Below are 19,937 nucleotides of genomic sequence, written 5' to 3'. Positions count from 1 at the left end.
ATCCTTTATAGCTAAAAAGACCAAAATCTGAATAACCTTGCTCCGTCTTCAAAGATCATTAGACAATAATAATTCCTCTCATATCCAGCTCTTTTTTCAGTCAGCTTCTTCAGCGCTTTTCAAAACATTTTCCATAACAAAACAAGTGTATCTTTTCAACATAAATTTGCGTTTAATAACATGTAAAGCTTGTGTTAAGTTTGTAAATTTTGTGTAAAGGTCACTTATTTAACTAAATTACCTTGCCAATCACGTTCAACTTCCATTCTGGAAACTGGAATATATCCTAATGGACCAATGATTTTTTCTTGTACTTCGTCTGATAGCATAAAGGCCAAAAATTCTTTTGTTAGCTCTTTAGGCTCACCCAATGTATACATATGTTCATAGGACCAAACAATCCACTGATTCGTTGTTACATTTTCATCTGTCGGCTTCACACCGTCGATGCTTAACGTGCTTACTTCATCATTCACGTATGAAAATGCAGTATAACTGATCGCTCCAGGTGTATCTGCAACGATTGAGCGAACCATACCGCTTGAGTCTTGCTCTTGTGCCTGAATCGCTGTTTTACCATCAAGCACCCACTTTTCGAACGTTGCTCTTGTTCCACTTCCAGCGGCTCTATTAAGCATAACGATCGGAAGGTCTTTTCCGCCAACTTCTTTCCAGTTTTTGATTTCTCCTAAAAATATCTTTCTCAGATTTTCTAATGAAATATCTGATACACCAACATTTTTGTTAACAATCGGAGTAATACCAACTACGGCTACTCGATGATCTGTTAGTTTAGCAGCATCGATCCCATTCTTTTCTTCAGCAAATAAATCGGAATTCCCGATATCAACTGCTCCTGATTGAACTTGGCTCAATCCCGTTCCGCTTCCTCCACCCTGAACATTGATAAAGCGACCTGGGTTTTGGCTTTGGAATTCTTCCGCAGCAGTTTCTACTAGAGGCTGCAGTGCCGATGAGCCAACAGCTGTGATCGATTCTCCTCGGTCGATCCATTTTGCGCATCCTGATAATGTAACTAATCCAATTAAACTAAAAAATAATAGCATTTTCTTTTTCATTTAGCTTATATTCCTCCAAACTCAATTCATCAATTTATTTTAACATTAACTTTTTAACTTGAAAATTATAAGTTTCCAAATTAACTTATTTCAAGAATTAAATAACACTTCACATAAAAAAGACTGTACATAGCAACTCAATAAGTGCTCTGTCAGTCTCTTCAATAGATTCTTATAATAATGGCGAAATCAAGCGTGCTAACCCTTCTTTGAGCTTAACAATGACCCCTCGATTACGATATTTCTCCTCTGTTAACAATTCCGATACTTTAGAATCTTCGTAAAATGCTGATCGAACTTCTTCTGCAAAAGATTGATCATAAATAATTGTATTTACTTCAAAATCTAAACGAAAAGAGCGTACATCGATATTAGCCGAGCCTACAGAAACAATACCGCCATCGATGATCATTGTCTTCGCATGAATAAACCCATGTTCATACGTTTCAATAATTGCCCCATATTCCAATAGTTCTGCAGAAAATGAATACGTTGCCCAATACACCAACATATGATCTGGCTTATTAGGGATCTGGATACGTACTTTCACACCGGATAGCAATGCCAGCTTCAGTGCTTCATGAATCGAAGCATCTGGAATATAGTACGGTGTCTGGATCAGAATCTCTTTTTTGGCAATCGAAATCATTTTTAAATAAGTCATTTTGATTTGTTCATGCTCTGAATCCGGCCCGCTTGTTACGATCTGAGCTGCTTTTTTTCCTTCAGAATGAATTGGCGGAAAAAATGCTGAATCATAGCTTAATTCTTTTCTATGCTGTGAGTTCCAATCCATTAAAAAGCGATTTTGCAAACTGTAAACAGCTTCACCGTGAATTCTCAAATGATTGTCACGCCAATAACCGAATTTCTTTACATTGCCTAAATATTCATCACCAACATTAAAGCCGCCAGTATAACCAATTTTTCCATCGATCACAACGATTTTTCTATGATTCCGGTAATTGATTCTAGGATTTAAATAAGGGACAAATAATGGAAAGAAAAAGGCAACTTCTCCTCCTAAATGGCGCAACTCTTCAAAAAATTTCATATTTACTTGAGTTGATCCCCAGGCATCCAATAGTAACCTGACTTTAACGCCTCGTTTCAGCGCATCAACTAATTCCTGCCGCAGTTCTTTCCCTAAATTATCTCCTCGATAAATATAATATTCCATGTGGATGTGATGCTCTGCTTCTCGAATATCTTTAATTAAGCCGTCAAACTTTTCCCGTCCATCCGTATAAAGAAGAAGTTCATTATTTGTTGTATACAATGAACTTTCAAATACTGTCAGCATATAGATCAACTGCTTTGGATCGACATCACCTGTTGCCGGATGCGGAAACAGCCCTCTCAACAATGATTGTTTTTCCGATTCTATTTCAGCGTTCATCCCGATTTTAGGCTGCATTTTCATATCAAAGATCTTATCTTTGGAGATTCCTCGACCTAAGAATATATATAAAATAAAACCTAACACAGGAATAAACATCAACACTAACAGCCAAGACCATGTTTGTGCTGTTTGTTTTCTTTCACGAAATACAATAATCAAAGATAAAAGCATATTCGCAATAAAAATAATAACAAATAAATTTTCATATAAAAACTTCATCTATTCCCCCAATCCGCAAACCCATTGATCCCCCTTGTAAAGCATAACGAACTTATGAAAATAAGTAAAGAAAAAGCAGACAAAATTCGTCTGCTTTTTTTCTATTAAATTTTTAAGAAACGTCTCATTGAAATGATCGAACCTAATGAACCAATCGTCATCCCGATCACGACCATCAATAAATCTAATTGCCAAACAAATGATTCTGGTTTTAATAGTGAATAATTTGAGCGCAATAGTTGAGGGTTGAATAAATTGTAAAATTGTTGATATCCAAATGTTAATAACAGAATCGGGATGATTGCCCCGATCAATCCGATCCAAGCCCCTTCAATAAAGAATGGCCAGCGGATATATCCGTTTTTTGCACCAACTAATCGCATGATTTGGATTTCTCTTTGACGAGAAAGAATCGTAATACGAATCGTGTTAGAAATCAAGAACACAGCGACAAACAATAGTAGTATTGCTGCACCTAATCCCCATGTTCTAACCTTGCCGGCAATACTGAAGATCTTATCAGATGATACGCCACCGTAATCTGCTTTAAAGACATTTGGCAGTTTTGCTGCTTTTTGCGAAATTTTCTTCGTATCTGATGGCTCTTTCGCACTTACGTAGTAAACATCATATAATGGATTGCTGTCCCCTTCAAATAGGTTCCATGCTTCACCCATTTGTTGTTGGATTTTTTTCAATTGTTGATCTTTATTTGAATAAGAAATCGTTTCAACATTATCGATTTTATTTAATTCTTTTTCTAATTTTTGCATTTCTTCTGGTGTCGTACCAATATCAACAAAAACTGAAACTGTTACGTTTTCTTCGATATCTTTTGCTAACTTGGTCGCATTGAAGATCACTGCCATAAAAATCCCAACAAGAACTAAAGTAATCGTAACTGCACTGGCAGAAGCAATCGTCATCCAGCCGTTACGTTTTAAACTTTTAATACTTTCTAGGACGTGAGTAAAGAACGTTCTAATCATCGTAGCCATACTCTCCTTCCGCTTGGTCTCGAATAATACGACCATTTTCAATGGCAATAACGCGATGACGAATCGTGTTTACAATCGTACTATTATGTGTCGCCATTACGACTGTTGTCCCTTGTGCATTGATCCGATCCAATAATTTCATGATCTCCCATGAATTTTCAGGGTCAAGGTTTCCTGTCGGTTCATCTGCAATTAGAACTTTAGGCGTATTTACAATTGCTCGAGCAATTGATACACGCTGTTGTTCCCCACCAGATAATTCACTTGGGAAAACACGAACTTTATGTTTTAGTCCAACTAAATCAAGAACTTCCATTACTCGTTTTTTGATATCTCTTGGCTTACGGCCAATAACCTGCATTGCATAGGCTACATTTTCATAAACTGTTTTTTTCGTCAATAGTTTATAATCCTGAAAGACAATCCCGATTTCTCTTCTAAGGTATGGGACTTCCGCATTTTTTATTTTCATTAAATCATGGCCGGCAACTTTCAAGCGCCCTTTTGTTGCTTTTTCTTCGCGGTACATCAATTTGATAAATGTTGATTTACCTGCACCTGAAGGACCAACCACATAAACGAATTCACCTTGGTTAATTTCTATTGAAATATTACGGATAGCTGTTGTACCATTCGAATATTTCTTCATTACATCTTTCATTTCAATCATGGCGTATTCTCTCCATCTCTGTTTTCTAGACTATCAATCATTATAACATGTCTTTGTTTCAAGGCTCTTTCAAGAGTTTACAATTTTGTTTCATTTATGTAAACTGCTCAATTTAATTGATGTTTTAAATAAGCATCGATAAAGCCATCTAAATCTCCATCCATTACAGCCTGTACATTTCCTGTTTCGAAATTGGTTCGGTGGTCTTTGACCATTGAATAAGGATGAAAAACATACGAACGGATTTGTGAACCCCAACCGATTTCTAATTGCTCTCCACGTAAAGCAGCAGCTTCCTGTGCTTTTTTATCCATTTCCAGTTGATAAAGCTTTGCTTTCAACATGCCCATTGCTTGTTCCCGGTTTTTTAATTGCGAACGCTGAGCTTGGCTGGCAACGACTGTGCCAGTAGGAATATGAGTGATTCGAACAGCTGACTCTGTTTTATTGATATGCTGCCCTCCAGCTCCACTCGCACGATAGGTATCGATTTTCAAGTCATCCGAATTGATATCAATTTCAACATTCTCATCTAATTCAGGCATAATATCAACAGAACAAAATGAAGTATGGCGGCGTTTAGCAGAATCAAAAGGAGAAATTCGAACTAAACGATGGACGCCCTTCTCGGATTTCAAATAGCCATAAGCATTATATCCTTTGATCAAAAGCGTCACACTTTTGATACCTGCTTCATCTCCAGCTTGATAATCAAGAGTTTCGACTTGGAAACCATGACTTTCCGCCCATCGAGTGTACATCCTAAGTAACATGCTTCCCCAATCCTGCGACTCTGTACCACCGGCTCCCGGATGCAATTCCATAATGACATTATTTTTATCATAAGGTTCGTTTAATAAAAGAGAAAGTTCATAAATACTGAGCTTTTCTTTCAACGCCAGTAACCGTTCTTCTAATTCTGTCTGAGTCTCAGCATCGAATTCTTCCTGCTGCATCTCGCTCATCAATTCTAGTTCTTCCAGTTCATCTGCAAATTGATGAAATTGCTGGAATTTTTCTTTATGGATATTTGTTTCATTGATTAACTGCTGAGCTGTTTCTGTGTCATCCCAAAATCCAGGTTCTGCCATTCTATTTTCAGCTTCTGCAATATCTTCTTCCAACTGATCTAAGTCAAAGAGACCCCCTGAAGCTTGTGATTGATTGGTTCATTTCATCTAAAAGTGTTCGAATTTCAGCATTTTCCATGATCATTTCTTCCTTTCGATTATGCTCATTAACATAATTAATGAAGGTGAGGGGCCACCTCACCTTCATTGATTATTACATATCTTTGCCGTGGCAATTTTTGTATTTTTTACCGCTGCCGCAAGGACATGGATCGTTTCTTCCAATTTTTTCATCAACATGTACTGGTTTTTTCTTCGCACTTGTATTGCTTTGCGGTTCTTCACCGTCACCTTGATGACTAGCTTCGCCTTGTGCTACTTGTTCACGTTGAACATTTTGACGAATTTCTGATTTCATAAATAGACGAGTCACTTCGTATTCGATCGCACCGATCATTTCTTCAAACATGTTATAACCTTCTGTTTGATACTCAACTAATGGATTATTTTGTCCATACGCACGTAACCCAACAGATTGACGTAATTGATCCATTGCATCGATATGATCTGTCCATTTTGTATCTACGACTCTTAAAATAACGACTTTTTGGAATTCAAGCAGTTGTTCCGTGCCGTTTAATTGTTCAGCTTTCGTATCGTAAACTTCCTGAGCACGTTTCATCAAATATTCTTTGATTTCTTCTGGTGATTTTCCTTCAATGTCTGCTTTTGAAATAGAATCTTCATGGACAAGTGTTGAAGAAGCAAAGTCAACGATTCCTTCTAAGTTCCAATTTTCTTTTTCAAGCTGTGTATGACTTTCTACAACACGTGAAATTGTACGTTTCACCATGTTCAATAATGTTTCAGTCAATTCATTTTCTTCCATGATCACTTCTAAACGCTGAGCATAAATAACTTCACGCTGTTCACGCATAACGTCGTCGTATTGTAAAACATTTTTACGTGTATCATAGTTGTTTCCTTCTACACGTTTTTGCGCTGATTCTACTTGCTTACTTAACATTTTACTTTGGATCACAGCATCAGATTCTTCAATATTCATTCGATCTAAGAACGCTTTGATCCGTTCAGAACCGAAACGTTTCATCAAATCATCTTCAAGAGATAAGTAAAATTGTGAAACCCCAGGATCTCCTTGACGACCTGCACGTCCACGCAATTGATTATCGATACGACGTGATTCGTGGCGTTCTGTACCAATAACAGCTAAACCGCCAAGTTCAACGACACCTAAGCCAAGCTTGATATCTGTTCCACGTCCGGCCATATTGGTTGCGATCGTTACTGCGCCTTTTTGACCAGCATTCATAATGATCTCTGCTTCTTTGAAGTGATTTTTCGCATTCAGAACTTCATGCGGTACTTTTTCTTTATTCAGCAATTCTGATAGTAATTCGGATGTTTCGACCGCAACTGTACCAACCAATACTGGCTGACCATTGTGGTAACGTTCTTTGATATCTTGAACGACTGCTTTAAATTTACTATCCAATGTTGGGTAAAGTAAATCAGCACGGTCGTCACGGATGATCGGACGGTTTGTTGGAATTTGGAATACTTGGATATTATAGATTTCACGGAACTCTTCTTCTTCCGTTTTCGCTGTCCCTGTCATCCCCGCAAGTTTTTTGTACATACGGAAATAGTTTTGGAATGTGATTGTTGCCATTGTTTTTGTTTCATCTTCGATCTCTACGCCTTCTTTGGCTTCGATCGCTTGGTGCAGACCATCAGAATAACGACGACCATCCATGATACGTCCTGTGAATTGGTCAACGATCAGAACTTTACCTTCCTGTACCACATAATCAATGTCACGCAACATGATGTAATTGGCACGTAAAGCTTGATCCATATGGTGAGTCAAAGCTGTATTTTCAATGTCATATAAGTTGTCTAAGCCAAAGTTTTCTTCTGCTTTTTCAATCCCTGCTTCTGTTAAACCTATTGTTTTAGACTGTACATCGATTTTATAATCTTCTTCTTCTTTCAGACGTTTTACAAAATTGTCCGTACGAGTATATAGGGCAGTCGATTTTTCTGCTTGTCCTGAAATGATCAATGGTGTACGTGCTTCATCGATCAAAATTGAATCCACTTCATCCACGATTGCATAGTTTAACGGACGTTGTACCATTTGATTGCGATATACGACCATGTTATCACGTAAATAGTCAAAGCCTAATTCATTATTCGTACTGTAAGTGATGTCACAGTTATAAGCATCACGTTTTTCTTCTGATGTTTTTGAATTGATGTTTAGACCTACTGTCAGACCTAAGAAATTGTAAAGCTCACCCATCTCGTCTGAGTCACGTGTTGCCAAGTATTCATTGACAGTTACAACGTGTACGCCTTCACCAGTTAAAGCATTCAAGTAAACCGGCATTGTCGCAGTCAAGGTTTTCCCTTCACCTGTTCTCATCTCAGGGATATTTCCATCATGCAATACGATCCCACCCATTAGCTGAACAGGGTATGGATATAAACCTAATACACGTTTAGCTGCTTCACGAACAACAGCAAAAGCTTCTGGCAACAACTGATCCAACGTTTCACCTTTTTGGTAACGTGCTTTGAATTCATCAGTTTTTGCTTTTAATTCTTCATCACTCAATGCTTCAGTGGAAGATGCAAAGCTTTCTATTTTAGCCGCAATGCCTTCCAAGCGCTTCAATTCTTTTTTATCATTTTCGATCATCTTTTTCAAAAAATTTGCCATGTTTTTAAGTGTTCCTTTCAATAAACTCTATTTATTTTTGCACCAAATGCACAATCATCCTTTCCATTTTATCATTAGTTGACCAGAAAGGAAATAACTTCTATCAATATTAACGATTTATTATAGCATTTTTATTATGTAAATAGTACTAAAATGAGCAAAGAGACTGCGGCAAAACGTCTGCCGTCTTGCTTCAGTCTCTTCAATATCTCAAAATTATCATCGATCAACGTTACTCTAATCGATCAGTCTGTTTCGATCAAGCCATACTTGCCATCTTTACGACGGTAAACTATGCTTGTTCCGTTTGTTTCTGAATCTTCAAAGATGAAAAAGTTATGTCCTAGCATGTTCATTTGTAAAACAGCTTCTTCGCTATCCATCGGTTTCAATGAAAGACGTTTTGTCCGAACAATATCTAGTTCTGGTGCTTCTTCTTGTGTTTCTTCACCATTAAGGAAAATCGCTGCTTTTGCAGTGTTTATTCCTGTTTCACGAGATTTACGATTGATTTTTGTTTTGAACTTACGGATTTGCCGTTCTAATTTATCTACAACCAAATCAACACTTGCATATAAATCTGGTGATGTTTCTTCGGCACGTAAAACTAAATAAGGTAGAGGGATCGTAACCTCAACTTTTGCAGTTTTTTCTGTATATACTTTTAAGTTTACATGAACAGTTGCTTCAGGTGAATCACTGAAGTAGCGTTCCAATTTCCCTACTTTTTTCTCTACATAGTCTCGGATAGCTTCAGTAACTTCGATGTTTTCTCCACGCACATTGTATCTAAACATAACAATTACCCCTTTCATCTGACACTAAAGAAGGAATAAAAGGACCACTCTGTTATCCTTCTTCTTAATTCTATTATAACGAACTATCCTTCTTTTGCCAACAAAATTGCGGTCGATTTTTGATTTTAATTTTACTGTCACCTCGCAAGAGAAAACGTATGCAGTTTTGCGGGTCTCTTTTCTAAAATGACTTCTGCGGCATGGAAAATCGTCCGACCTGTTGTATAGATATCATCAACAAGAAGGATCTCCTTGTTATTGATATTCTGTTCAGCTATTTCAGTCAATTTGAAAGGCTGCTCTAAGCTCATACGCTCTTGCCTATTTTTTTGAACTTGAGATAAACCATTTGAAAAGCGCACTAGGTATGGTTCATGTGCGATTCCTGCGGCATCTAACAAACCAGCAACTTGATTGAAGCCTCTTGAAGCCATACGTTTTTTTGATACAGGCACAGCAACCACAATCATATTAGATTTTCTTTTGAAATAGGCTTTTATATCTAAAGCAAAGCTATGACGAAGTTGATAATTTCCTTTAAATTTGTATTCTTCCATCCACTCTTGCATTGCTTGATCGTAGGAAAAGAGGGCTTCATGGTGAAACTCATAATTTGGAAATAACTTTTGCCATTTAATGCAGTCTGTACATAATTCTTTGGTCTGTTGTTTTTGACAGCCTTTGCAACTGTCTTTTTGAGTTAAACGTCGGAATTTTTTACTGCATTGTGAGCATAACTGCTCAGTGATTATCCGCTTAGGCAAAAAAATTTCGGCCAATGTTAAATTTCTAGTGATATGTTGACGACAATAATTACAATTCATCGATCAACCCCCGCTCTCTTCCAATTCTATTCATTTTTTTGATTTGTTGAACAGCTTCCTTGATCGTTTGCGTACAGCTATCATGTAAAAACCAAACTTCTCCAGCAGTGTAGATCATTTTCCGGTCAACACGCCCAGCAATCTGAACCAGAGCAGCCACAGTAAATACTGGATGATTTGCACCCAATACAATGACAGAAACTCCATCAAAAGTTACGCCCCTTTCTAAAATCGTAGATGTGATCAGAATACGATACGCTTTTTGTCTCATATTCAATACCTTTTTGATCCTGTCTGTATCTTGAGAATGAACGCATGTTAGTGGTATATCTGAAAAAATCCCATTCAGAATTTTTTCTAATTGCTCCATCTGTACAATGCTGGGACAAAAAATCAATAGGTCATTGTCAACCAGCAGCTGGCGAATCAACGTGATCAATCCTTTGGGGGCTTTTCCATGTGTAATTTTCTTTTGCCAGTGATTGCTCCATTTTATTTTAGGTACAGGCAGACATCTGCGATGATAACGTGCCGGTAAAATACTTAATTTAAGCTGATTTTGGCTCGTCTTTTTCATTAATTCTTGGGTTGGGGTGGCTGTTAAATAAATAAGCGAACTATCTTTTTTGATTGCTTGTGCTACACCATACTGTAATAACGGATTGCCAACAAAAGGAAAAGCATCCACTTCATCAATGATCAGTAAATCGAATGCTTGAAAAAATCGTAATAATTGATGCGTCGTACATACTAAAAGCTTAGTATATCGATAGTCTTCTTCCATTTTTCCGTGAAGTAGGATCATCTCTTCATTAGGGAAAACAGCTTGTATTCTAGGAAATAGTTCCAAACAAACATCCACTCGCGGCGAAGCGATCGCCACTCGTTTTCCTTTACCCAAACAATCATGGATCGTATTAAACAGCATTTCGGTCTTCCCTGCACCTGTGACAGCCCAAACCATTTTAGATTCTCCTTTATCTGCAGAAGTCAGTAAGCTATCAGAAACTTCCTGTTGCCCTTTAGTAAGTTCACCCTCCCAAGAAAAATCAACACTTCTTGGTATCAGTTCAGGTTCGGGAAGATGATAAAAACACTGTCCCGTATCCACACGTCCCAATTGAATGCACGCAGGGCAAAAATAAACGCCATTAAAAAGCTTTACCGTTTGTTTTTCATGAAGTTGTCCGCAACGTAAACATTGGATCGATCTACTCGTCCGTTCTTTCATCGTTGGCAAACATTGATAGTGATTGGTTAGCTGCTTGATTTCTTTGAGTAAAACTTTTCTTCCCCATAATTCTTGCATATTCTACCTCCCCTAGTAAAATACGCATTTTTTCATTATTATTTTTCAAAAAAAAAGATCTTAAACATAGCTCAAAGAGTTATGCTTAAGATCTTAAAATCTAGAGAAATAATTTTTTTCTGACTCTAGTTTAACCTATTTATTTTCAATCAAATTCAATGCTTGTTGTAATACCTTTTCTCCGTTCATCATGCCGTAATCCGCCATATTGATGATATCTAGCGGAATGCCTTTTGGTTCAAGACGTTTTTCAAAATCACCTTTCATAAAACGGACTTGAGGTCCTAACAGTAGAACATCCACTGGTTTACTTTCTAAATTATTGTCTGCTTCAGATGCGGATACAGCGAAAATATCTGCTTCTAATCCTTGAGCATCTGCTGCTTTTTGCATTTTCGTTACAAGTAGGCTTGTACTCATTCCTGCTGAACAAACCAACATAATTGTTTTTTTAGCCATCTTCATTCATCCCTTCTTGTCTCTGTTAATATAACACAATCTACTCGATTCTTTACATCTATTATAGTAAAACCAGCTATTTTGTCAACGCTTACTACTTATACACGATCACACACTATTATTCAAAAAGCCAGTTGGACTTTAGTAGTTTATTAAAAACAACATACTCCTTTAAAATGTTTACCTGCACCACCTGATATCCCGCATTCAGCCAGCCATATGCACCTTTTTCAGGATGTTTGTGGTCATTGGCCCACCAATCAATTTCTGTTCGAGCTGTTTTAGGAAGACCAGAATGAGGAAATAGCAACTCATCAAATTGAGTAAACGTTAAAGTAACCTGAGATCCGCCGTTGTTCATTAAATAATGGGTAACGCTGTCGTATTTCTTCTGCCGCTCTTTTGCCAAATTTTCCACTCCTTTATCTTCCAGTATTCTTTTCATTATTATCTCATAAATACCTTCAGAAGCAAACGAAGCTCATTTATTTTCACCTTTTTTTATAGATGGTTGCTTCTCTTTCTTATTTTTTTTATACTTAGGATACTATTTAAGTAAAGGAATGAGAAAATGCTTGAACGTTATTTTACCATTCACTCTGATGGCGAAAGTGAAATCGAGATCAAAAAATCGCGCTTTATTTGCGCGCTTAAGCGAGTTTACTCCGAAGAAGAGGCGAAAGCATTTATTGCCGAAAAGAAAAAAGAGCATTGGAAGGCGAACCATAATTGCAGCGCATTCATAATCGGTGATAATAGTGATATCCAAAGAAGCAGTGATGATGGCGAACCTAGCGGAACAGCTGGCGTTCCGATGCTTGAAGTCTTAAAGAAAAAGGAATTGATCAATGTAGTTGCTGTCGTTACTCGTTACTTTGGCGGAACGAAACTTGGCACTGGCGGCTTGATTCGCGCTTATAGTCACGCAGTTTCTCAGGCGCTGACTGATATTGGATTAGTTGAGGGGAAACTACAGCAAGAAATACGTCTACAGATCAGCTATCCTAATCTAGGCAAAGTTCAAAACTTTATGGAGCATAGCCTTTACACACTAAAAGAAACACTCTACGCAGAAAAAGTTGAAGTGATTTGTCTAATAGATGAAGCAAAAATAGAACAGTTTGAAGCAGAAATCACTGAACAGGTGAATGGCCAAGTCACCTTTGTCAGAGGTGACTGTTCTTACCACGAAATACCTATTACGAAAACGGAGGAAACAGATGACATTTGAAGAAGTATTACCACAGATTAAAAAAGGCGCAAAAGCGGTCAGAACAGGTTGGAGCGGGTTTGAATTATATATTGAGCTGAGGGATGAAATCGGTACCTCTGATGGTTCATTTCTCCAGGTCACTCCCTATTTTTTGATCAAAACATCTGACGAGGGATACAGTATGTTTTCACCGACACCTTGTGATGTATTGGCTGATGATTGGAAGATCGTAACAGCAGAATAAATATGATGACTATGCTAGGAAACTTTAGAGAAGTTGCCTAGCTTTTTATACTGAGTAGAAAAGAGGATGAATCATGCACTTCGACGAATATACAGGAAAAACTATTTTTGTGACAGGGGCTGCTTCCGGGATCGGTCAAGCGCAAGCTGTAGCATTTACCGCTCAAGGTGCAAATGTCCTAGGCTTTGATCTTGATCCAACAGGATTAACTGAAACCGAAAAAAAGAGTGCCAAAGCAACAGGTGCCTTTATCAGCTATATTGGCGATGTTACACAAAAGGATGAGATTCTTGCTGCAGTCAAATATGCGAATGAATGCTTTGGTTCTATCGATATTCTGCTAAATACAGCTGGTATCCTTGACGATTATACGCCTAGTCTGGATACGACGGAGGAAATGTGGGATCGCGTGTTAGACATCAACCTAAAAGGCATGTTTCTTGTTACTAACCTCATATTGCCTCAGATGATCGAGCAACAGCGTGGCGTTATCATCAATATGGCATCTATTGCTGGGATGGTCGCTGGCGGAGGCGGCGCAGCATATACAGCTTCCAAACATGCCATCATCGGTTATACAAAACAATTGGACTATGACTATGTCAAAAAAGGAATCCGTACAAATGCGATTGCTCCAGGTGCGATTAAAACACCAATGAATGCAGCAGACTTTGCAGGTGATGGTCAAATGGCTGAATGGGTTGCTAGCGAAACGCCTGCTGGACGCTGGGCCAAACCTGAGGAAGTTGCTTCATTGAGTCTATTCTTAGCTAGCCATCAAGCAGATTATATTCACGGAACGGTGATGACGATCGACGGTGGTTGGCTTGTCAAATAAATAGATCATCTATTTCAATGCGTTATCTATTTACAAATATCCCTAGATTCGGTAACATGAATAACAGTGAAAAGATTCACACTATGACACTTCAGTTGGCAGAATATCCTGTCACTTCCTTTGGTCATAGTTATTACTAAAACGGGCCTGCCTGTTTTACAAAGGAGAATACATATGAATCAGTCAAACACCCAGACTAAGCCATGGTCTGCCGTTTCTATCGCAAAAATGGCATTAGTGACAGCACTTTATGTTGCTGTGACCGTTTTTCTAGCACCTTTTAGCTTCGGAGTAGTTCAGCTTAGGTTTTCTGAACTGTTTAATTACTTGCCTCTATTTAATAAACGTTACATCTGGGCAGTCACTTTAGGTGTTGCTATCGCTAATCTCGCGTCGCCTTTAGGATTAGTGGATGTTGCGATCGGGAGTGTATCCACACTATTGATTTTACAGCTCTCCTATTATCTGACACGACGTGTTAAAAATCTGCGCAAAAAAATGATCATTACCGCCTTACTTTGTTCTTTATCGATGTTCACTGTTGCTGGTCAGCTTGCCTTTTTCTACCAGTTACCTTTTTTCTATACTTGGCTGACTGTCGCTTTAGGTGAACTTTTGTCGATGTCGATCGGTGGTATATTGATATACTGGATCAATGAAAAAATGGATTTAACAAAATAAAAAGCGGGATAGAAATCTCTGATACTTTCTTTTTGAAAGATCAACGATTCCTATCTCGCTTATTTTTCTAAATAAAATTCAAAACGGTTACCAACATATTGTGTACGAACATATTCAAATGGCGTACCATCTTCAAAGTAAGAAATCTGACGCAAGCGTAAAATAGCGTCGCCGCGCTTGATTTTTAAGTAGTCGGCAATTTGTTCAGAGGCCAGCATAGCAGAGATCGTTTGATTTGCATGACCGATTTTATTGCCGCCTTTTTCCTCTAATGTTTTATAAAAGGAATTCGTGATCTCTGTTTTGCTGTAACGATCTACTAGAGAGTATGGGACACTGGCGACTTCAAAGCAAATAGGCAGGTCATCAGCAAAACGAATCCGCTCCATACGAACGATTTGCTCATTTTCTGTCAGATTCAGTTTTTCCATTTCGCTAGAACTTGGCTTGGCTACGTAATAAGAAACGGTGCGGCTGGAAGGTACTCGGTTTTGCGAAAGCATGATATCAGTAAAACTGGTTGTTCCAGTCATTTTTTCCTGTACTTTTTTTCGGGCTACATAGGTCCCTGAACCGATTTTCCTTTCTAAGATCCCTTCATCTGCCAACGTTTGAATCGCTTGTCTCAAGGTCATTCTGCTCACGCCAAATTGCGTGGCAAGTTCACGTTCTGATGGAAGCCTGTCCCCAATCTTCCAAACTCCGTGTTCTATGTCATTTTTGATTTTATCATGGATTTGTATATAAACTGGTAAACTCGACACCATCTGATTTCCTCCTCGTTATTCTCTTCCTTTCTATTATAACTGGTATATACCTTAGAAACAACTAAAAGTTCTAAAATCAAGGTATCTTGAGGTTTTATCAGGCAATTTGGTATGCTTCTTCCGTTTCATTCGTTGCGAAAAGAAAGAAATCTTTTGGCTGCTTATAACTATCGGTCAATACAGGCAAAAAAAGGCAAAACTATTTCTTTTTTAGCATTTTTTTCAAAATTGATAGGGAACCTAACTTACAGCTACCTTATATTAAGAATTAAAGAGAGCAAAACAAAACTGACTTTAGTTTTGCTCCGCTCTCTTTACTATCTTTTTGCTAGGAATGGATTTTTTCTTCATCCATCATTTTGTGTGCAGTAGCCATCATTAAACGAATACGATTTAATTGATTGACTAAAGATACTCCTGGATCATAATCGATTGGTGCAATATTCGCTTTAGGATACTGCCGTCTTAATTCTTTCGTAACCCCTTTACCTACCACATGATTCGGCAGACAACCAAATGGCTGCATACAGACTATATTGTTTACATCTGATTTCAAAAGCTCGATCATTTCCCCAGTCAAGAACCAGCCTTCTCCTGTATGGTTTCCAATCGATAAAATTTTCCCAGCATCTTCAGCCAGCTCATGAATAGAGCTGATTCCATCAAAACGCTTCGAATTTCTCAATGCTTTGTCCATCGGTTTTTCAACATATTCAATCATTCGGATCGCAAATTTTGCTAAATTTTTGCTTTGCTTCGACATCCCAAGATTTTCGTATTTAAAAATTTGGTTGTATAAAGAATAGTTCATGAAACCAACGATATCCGGAACAACTGCTTCAGCACCTTCTGCTTCCAACAAACGGACGATATCATTATTTGCCGTTGGAGAATATTTGACTAGGATTTCCCCTACTACACCTACTTTTGGCTTTTGAATATCCAGCAGCGGGATTTCATCAAATTCTTTGATGATTTTTTTCATATTACGGTTAAATAAAGTTAAAGAACCATTGCGAACATTTTTTTCTACTTGCTTCAACCATTTTTCATGAAGTGCATCGATCATGCCTGTTTCAGTCTCGTAAGGGCGGGTCCGATAAACAACTCGTTCAAATAAATCACCATATAAGAAAGCGACTGCCAGACGCTTCAACATAGGTAAAGTAAATTTGAAGCCTGGGGTCGATTCTACCCCTTTATTGCCCATTGAAACAGAAACAACAGGTACTTGCGGGAATCCAGCATCATTCAATGCTTTTCTAAGCAGTGGGATATAATTCGTTGCTCGGCATCCTCCACCGGTTTGTGTCATCATCACACTCACATGATCTAAATCATATTCACCGCTCTCAAGTGCTTCAACAAGCTGCCCAATTGAAATGATCGCAGGATAACAAGCGTCATTGTTTACATATTTCAATCCAACATTGACTGCTTCACGGTCATCAGCGGGCAAACAAACCACATTATACCCTGATGCTTTTAGCGCTTCATCAACTAGTCCTGATTGGTGGATCGGACTTAACATTGGTAAAAGTAATGTATGCGTTCGTTTCATTTCTTTTGTAAATACGATTTTTTCCGGTTCTTCATGTTGCAATTTTGGCTCAAAATTCATTTTTTCTCTTTCACCAACTGCAGCTTTGAGTGAACGTAAACGAATTCGGATCGCCCCCAGGTTTGATCCTTCATCGATTTTCAAGACTGTATAGATTTTGCCATATTGTTCCATGATTTCTTCTACTTGATCCGTTGTCACTGCATCCAGCCCGCAGCCAAATGAATTCAACTGAACAAGTTCTAGATTTTTAGACTTAGCAACGACACGAGCAGCAGCATATAGACGAGAATGATAGACCCACTGATTGACGACACGTAAATTGCCTACATCACCTAAATGAGAAATGCTATCTTCCGTCAGTACATGAAATCCTTCTTGTGTGATCACATCTGCGATCCCATGATTGATTTCTGGGTCTAAATGATAAGGTCTACCAGATAGAACGATTCCTTTTTCACCTTTTTGGTTCAGCATCACAAGGGTTTCTTCCCCTTTATTGCGAATCGCTTCTTTAAAAGCATCCAACTCTTCATAACCATGACGTAAAGCATCAGTCACCTGATCCAACGAAATCCCTAGATCGGCAAAAGTATCACTCAGCACTTTAGCAACAGACGCTTCATCAGCCAAATTGATATATGGATTACGGTAGTCGACCTTGCCATCTCTAATATCATCAACATTGTTTCGGATCACATCTGGATAGCTTTGAACGATCGGACAGTTGAAATGATTGTCCGCTTCTGCCGATTCTTGACGTTCAAACACAACACCCGGATAAAAAATCATCGGGATCTCTGCATCGATCAACGCTTGAATATGTCCATGAGTAATTTTTGCTGGGTAACAAGCAGTATCGCTAGGAATGGTTTCCATCCCTTGTTCATATAGCTCTTTATTTGAACGAGGGGATAATTCTACCCTAAAGCCCAAATCAGTAAAGAACGTATGCCATAGCGGATAATTTTCATACATATTCAATACACGAGGAATCCCGATCCGGCCATATTTCGCATCCTTTTCTTTTAATGGACGGTATTTAAAGAGCTTACGGTATTTGTAGTCGATCATATTGACTTTCCGGTCTTCTCTTTTGACTTTGATCCTAGCGCCTCTTTCACAACGATTCCCCGTTACAAACTGACGACCGTCTGAAAAAATAGTTACAGTCATCATGCAGTTGTTCTCACAAAGACCACAGTGAGTAAATTCTTTCTCTGCAGTAAATGTGTCCAATTCTTCTAAAGTAAGAGTCGTTGTCTCTTGCCCTAATTCATAGTTTTCCAAAGCGATCAATGCAGCACCATAAGCGCCCATCAACCCAGCAATAGACGGACGGACCACTTCACGCTCACTGATCATTTCAAATGCCCGTAAAACAGCTTCATTATAAAAAGTACCACCCTGACAAACGATTTTCTTTCCTAATTCCTCTGGTCGACGGACCTTGATTACTTTGTAGATCGCATTTTTTATAACTGAATAGGATAGTCCTGCTGAAATATCTCCAACGGAAGCTCCTTCTTTTTGAACTTGTTTTACTTTAGAATTCATGAATACGGTACAACGTGAACCCAAATCCACCGGTGCTTTTGAACTCAACGCTTCAATGGCGAAATCTTTCACATCATAATTCAACGATTTAGCAAACGTTTCGATAAATGAACCACACCCCGATGAACAAGCTTCATTCAGTTGAATCGAGGATAAAACGCCATCTTTGATCGTCATTGCTTTCATATCCTGACCGCCAATGTCTAAAATAAAATCTACACCCGGTTGAAAATGATCCGCCGCTTTATAATGCGCCATCGTTTCTACTTCACCGATATCGACCTTCAAAGCATTTTTGATCAAATGCTCGCCATAACCTGTCACTGCTGCCTTACCGATAAAGACATCCTTTGGCATTTGCTGATACAAGTCTTTCAAAACTTCCATCGTTGTTTCTAAAGGCTGTCCTTGGTTATTTCCATAGAATGAGAACAATAAATTACCATCTTCATCGATCAACGTGACTTTAGTTGTTGTAGACCCTGCATCGATCCCTAAAAATGCGACACCTTGATGTTCAGATAAAGGCTTTTCTTGTGCTTTAGCCTGATCGTGGCGGGCTCTAAAAACCTTTAACTCCTCTTCATTTTGGAATAACGGTTCCAAGGTATCGGTTGGCTTCAATTGTTCCTGATCTCCCTGAGTCAAGCGCTGGATCAGCTCTTCTAAGGTAGTCGAATTCGCACCTTCAGAATAAATAGCTGCTCCCATCGCAACAAATAACTGAGGGTTTTCCGGGAATATGACATCTTCCGGCTGAACATCCAACGTTTCAATAAATCGTTTTCTAAGCTCTGACATAAAGAAAAGCGGTCCACCTAAAAAGGCGATCTTTCCTTTGATTTTTCTTCCTGCAGCTAACCCTGCAATCGTTTGATTGACAACTGCTTGAAAAATACTCGCAGCAATATCTTCTTTTGCTGCACCTTCATTGATCAAGGGCTGAACATCAGTTTTAGCAAATACTCCGCATCTTGAAGCGATCGGGTAAATCGTTTCATAGTTTTTCGCCAGTTCATTGACCCCGTTTGCATCTGTTTTTAATAAGACGGCCATTTGATCGATAAAAGCTCCCGTCCCACCAGCACAGCTGCCATTCATCCGTTGCTCTAACGCACCATCGAAAAAGGTAATCTTTGCATCTTCTCCGCCTAGTTCAATCGCAACATCGGTTTCGGGAATAATTTCTTCTACTGTTCTTGTACAGGCGATCACTTCTTGAACAAAAGAAATGTTTAGGACATCTGCGAGACCCATTCCTCCGGAACCCGTAATGGTCATCGTAAGAGGTGTTTTTTCACCAAGAACATTCATTGCTTCTATCAAAACTTTTTCTGTGGCTGCTTTCACATCTGAGTAATGTCGTTCATATTTTGCGAATTTGGTATGATTTTCTTCATCGATAATTACCAATTTCACAGTTGTCGAACCGACATCTATTCCTGCTCTTATTGTCATTTGTTTTATCTCCTTATTGTCCATACCTTTTTATTTCCCAACACT

At 38.4% G+C, this 19,937-nt stretch carries 17 protein-coding genes; 4 read left to right on the top strand and 13 right to left on the bottom strand.

The features are described from left to right. Positions 1–224 precede the first annotated feature (224 nt). From H3T55_RS09760 to H3T55_RS09710, 11 genes are all read right to left on the bottom strand, one after another. A complete protein-coding gene (locus tag H3T55_RS09760) occupies positions 225–1,079 on the bottom strand; it encodes a phosphate ABC transporter substrate-binding protein PstS (RefSeq protein ID WP_225534322.1) in 855 nt (284 codons plus the stop codon). A gap of 172 nt (positions 1,080–1,251) precedes the next feature. Then, complete coding sequence (cls, locus tag H3T55_RS09755) at positions 1,252–2,700, bottom strand: cardiolipin synthase (RefSeq protein WP_225534321.1); 1,449 nt, start codon at positions 2,698–2,700, stop codon at positions 1,252–1,254. A gap of 104 nt (positions 2,701–2,804) precedes the next feature. Beyond that, complete coding sequence (gene ftsX, locus H3T55_RS09750; protein WP_087641285.1) at positions 2,805–3,689, bottom strand: permease-like cell division protein FtsX; 885 nt, start codon at positions 3,687–3,689, stop codon at positions 2,805–2,807. Continuing rightward, positions 3,682–4,368, bottom strand: coding sequence for a cell division ATP-binding protein FtsE (gene ftsE, locus H3T55_RS09745; RefSeq protein WP_225534320.1), 687 nt, complete (start codon positions 4,366–4,368; stop codon positions 3,682–3,684). Before ftsE ends, ftsX begins: the two co-directional genes overlap by 8 nt. Before the next feature lie 107 nt (positions 4,369–4,475). Beyond that, a protein-coding gene (gene prfB, locus H3T55_RS09740; RefSeq protein WP_140405338.1) for a peptide chain release factor 2 occupies positions 4,476–5,577 on the bottom strand; the annotation gives its coding sequence in 2 pieces (ribosomal slippage) (positions 4,476–5,504 and positions 5,506–5,577; 1,101 coding nt in all). A gap of 75 nt (positions 5,578–5,652) precedes the next feature. Further along, positions 5,653–8,184: a preprotein translocase subunit SecA gene (secA, locus tag H3T55_RS09735; RefSeq protein WP_225534319.1), complete on the bottom strand. Its 2,532-nt coding sequence runs from the start codon at positions 8,182–8,184 to the stop codon at positions 5,653–5,655. Between the two features lie 245 nt (positions 8,185–8,429). Next, positions 8,430–8,981, bottom strand: a complete 552-nt coding sequence (gene hpf / locus H3T55_RS09730) for a ribosome hibernation-promoting factor, HPF/YfiA family (RefSeq protein ID WP_087641281.1) — start codon at positions 8,979–8,981, stop codon at positions 8,430–8,432. 137 nt (positions 8,982–9,118) lie between these two features. Further along, complete coding sequence (locus H3T55_RS09725) at positions 9,119–9,805, bottom strand: ComF family protein (RefSeq protein WP_225534318.1); 687 nt, start codon at positions 9,803–9,805, stop codon at positions 9,119–9,121. Further along, the gene (locus H3T55_RS09720; RefSeq protein WP_225534317.1) at positions 9,795–11,114 is read right to left on the bottom strand and encodes a DEAD/DEAH box helicase; all 1,320 of its coding nucleotides are present in this window, start codon (positions 11,112–11,114) and stop codon (positions 9,795–9,797) included. Before H3T55_RS09720 ends, H3T55_RS09725 begins: the two co-directional genes overlap by 11 nt. A gap of 135 nt (positions 11,115–11,249) precedes the next feature. Beyond that, positions 11,250–11,573 (bottom strand): PTS sugar transporter subunit IIB, encoded by a 324-nt coding sequence (locus H3T55_RS09715; RefSeq protein WP_087641556.1) that lies wholly within the window; start codon positions 11,571–11,573, stop codon positions 11,250–11,252. A 118-nt stretch (positions 11,574–11,691) separates the two neighbouring features. Then, entirely contained in the window at positions 11,692–12,018 is a 327-nt protein-coding gene (locus tag H3T55_RS09710) for a hypothetical protein (RefSeq protein WP_225534316.1), read from the bottom strand. Positions 12,019–12,144: 126 nt separating this feature from the next. Between H3T55_RS09710 and H3T55_RS09705 the strand changes: the two genes are divergently transcribed. From H3T55_RS09705 to H3T55_RS09690, 4 genes are all read left to right on the top strand, one after another. Beyond that, a complete protein-coding gene (locus H3T55_RS09705; RefSeq protein ID WP_225534315.1) occupies positions 12,145–12,804 on the top strand; it encodes a YigZ family protein in 660 nt (219 codons plus the stop codon). Beyond that, the gene (locus tag H3T55_RS09700) at positions 12,794–13,030 is read left to right on the top strand and encodes a DUF2829 domain-containing protein (protein ID WP_225534314.1); all 237 of its coding nucleotides are present in this window, start codon (positions 12,794–12,796) and stop codon (positions 13,028–13,030) included. The genes H3T55_RS09705 and H3T55_RS09700 overlap by 11 nt, the downstream gene beginning before the upstream one ends. A gap of 73 nt (positions 13,031–13,103) precedes the next feature. After that, a complete protein-coding gene (locus H3T55_RS09695; protein ID WP_225534313.1) occupies positions 13,104–13,868 on the top strand; it encodes a 3-oxoacyl-ACP reductase in 765 nt (254 codons plus the stop codon). 174 nt (positions 13,869–14,042) lie between these two features. After that, positions 14,043–14,549, top strand: coding sequence for a QueT transporter family protein (locus H3T55_RS09690; protein WP_225534312.1), 507 nt, complete (start codon positions 14,043–14,045; stop codon positions 14,547–14,549). A 59-nt stretch (positions 14,550–14,608) separates the two neighbouring features. On the opposite strand, the gene H3T55_RS09685 is transcribed toward H3T55_RS09690, so the two are convergent. Both H3T55_RS09685 and H3T55_RS09680 read right to left on the bottom strand, forming a co-directional pair. Then, positions 14,609–15,316, bottom strand: coding sequence for a GntR family transcriptional regulator (locus tag H3T55_RS09685; protein ID WP_088269405.1), 708 nt, complete (start codon positions 15,314–15,316; stop codon positions 14,609–14,611). Positions 15,317–15,644: 328 nt separating this feature from the next. Next, complete coding sequence (locus H3T55_RS09680; protein ID WP_225534311.1) at positions 15,645–19,892, bottom strand: 2-hydroxyacyl-CoA dehydratase; 4,248 nt, start codon at positions 19,890–19,892, stop codon at positions 15,645–15,647. Positions 19,893–19,937 lie beyond the last annotated feature (45 nt).

The sequence above is a fragment of the Enterococcus sp. S22(2020) genome (genome assembly GCF_020295385.1).
GTDB classification, from domain to species: Bacteria; Bacillota; Bacilli; order Lactobacillales; family Enterococcaceae; genus Enterococcus_L; species Enterococcus_L dunnyi.
This window is presented reverse-complemented; position numbering and strand designations above follow the sequence as displayed.

Coding starts and splice junctions, on each gene's coding strand:
- hpf (WP_087641281.1), bottom strand. CDS start 8,981: ATGTTTAGATACAATGTGCGTGGAGAAAACATCGAAGTTACTGAAGCT.
- H3T55_RS09720 (WP_225534317.1), bottom strand. CDS start 11,114: ATGCAAGAATTATGGGGAAGAAAAGTTTTACTCAAAGAAATCAAGCAG.
- H3T55_RS09710 (WP_225534316.1), bottom strand. CDS start 12,018: ATGAAAAGAATACTGGAAGATAAAGGAGTGGAAAATTTGGCAAAAGAG.
- ftsE (WP_225534320.1), bottom strand. CDS start 4,368: ATGATTGAAATGAAAGATGTAATGAAGAAATATTCGAATGGTACAACA.
- H3T55_RS09725 (WP_225534318.1), bottom strand. CDS start 9,805: ATGAATTGTAATTATTGTCGTCAACATATCACTAGAAATTTAACATTG.
- H3T55_RS09685 (WP_088269405.1), bottom strand. CDS start 15,316: ATGGTGTCGAGTTTACCAGTTTATATACAAATCCATGATAAAATCAAA.
- cls (WP_225534321.1), bottom strand. CDS start 2,700: ATGAAGTTTTTATATGAAAATTTATTTGTTATTATTTTTATTGCGAAT.
- ftsX (WP_087641285.1), bottom strand. CDS start 3,689: ATGATTAGAACGTTCTTTACTCACGTCCTAGAAAGTATTAAAAGTTTA.
- H3T55_RS09715 (WP_087641556.1), bottom strand. CDS start 11,573: ATGGCTAAAAAAACAATTATGTTGGTTTGTTCAGCAGGAATGAGTACA.
- secA (WP_225534319.1), bottom strand. CDS start 8,184: ATGGCAAATTTTTTGAAAAAGATGATCGAAAATGATAAAAAAGAATTG.
- H3T55_RS09690 (WP_225534312.1), top strand. CDS start 14,043: ATGAATCAGTCAAACACCCAGACTAAGCCATGGTCTGCCGTTTCTATC.
- H3T55_RS09705 (WP_225534315.1), top strand. CDS start 12,145: ATGCTTGAACGTTATTTTACCATTCACTCTGATGGCGAAAGTGAAATC.
- H3T55_RS09680 (WP_225534311.1), bottom strand. CDS start 19,892: ATGACAATAAGAGCAGGAATAGATGTCGGTTCGACAACTGTGAAATTG.
- H3T55_RS09695 (WP_225534313.1), top strand. CDS start 13,104: ATGCACTTCGACGAATATACAGGAAAAACTATTTTTGTGACAGGGGCT.
- H3T55_RS09700 (WP_225534314.1), top strand. CDS start 12,794: ATGACATTTGAAGAAGTATTACCACAGATTAAAAAAGGCGCAAAAGCG.
- H3T55_RS09760 (WP_225534322.1), bottom strand. CDS start 1,079: ATGAAAAAGAAAATGCTATTATTTTTTAGTTTAATTGGATTAGTTACA.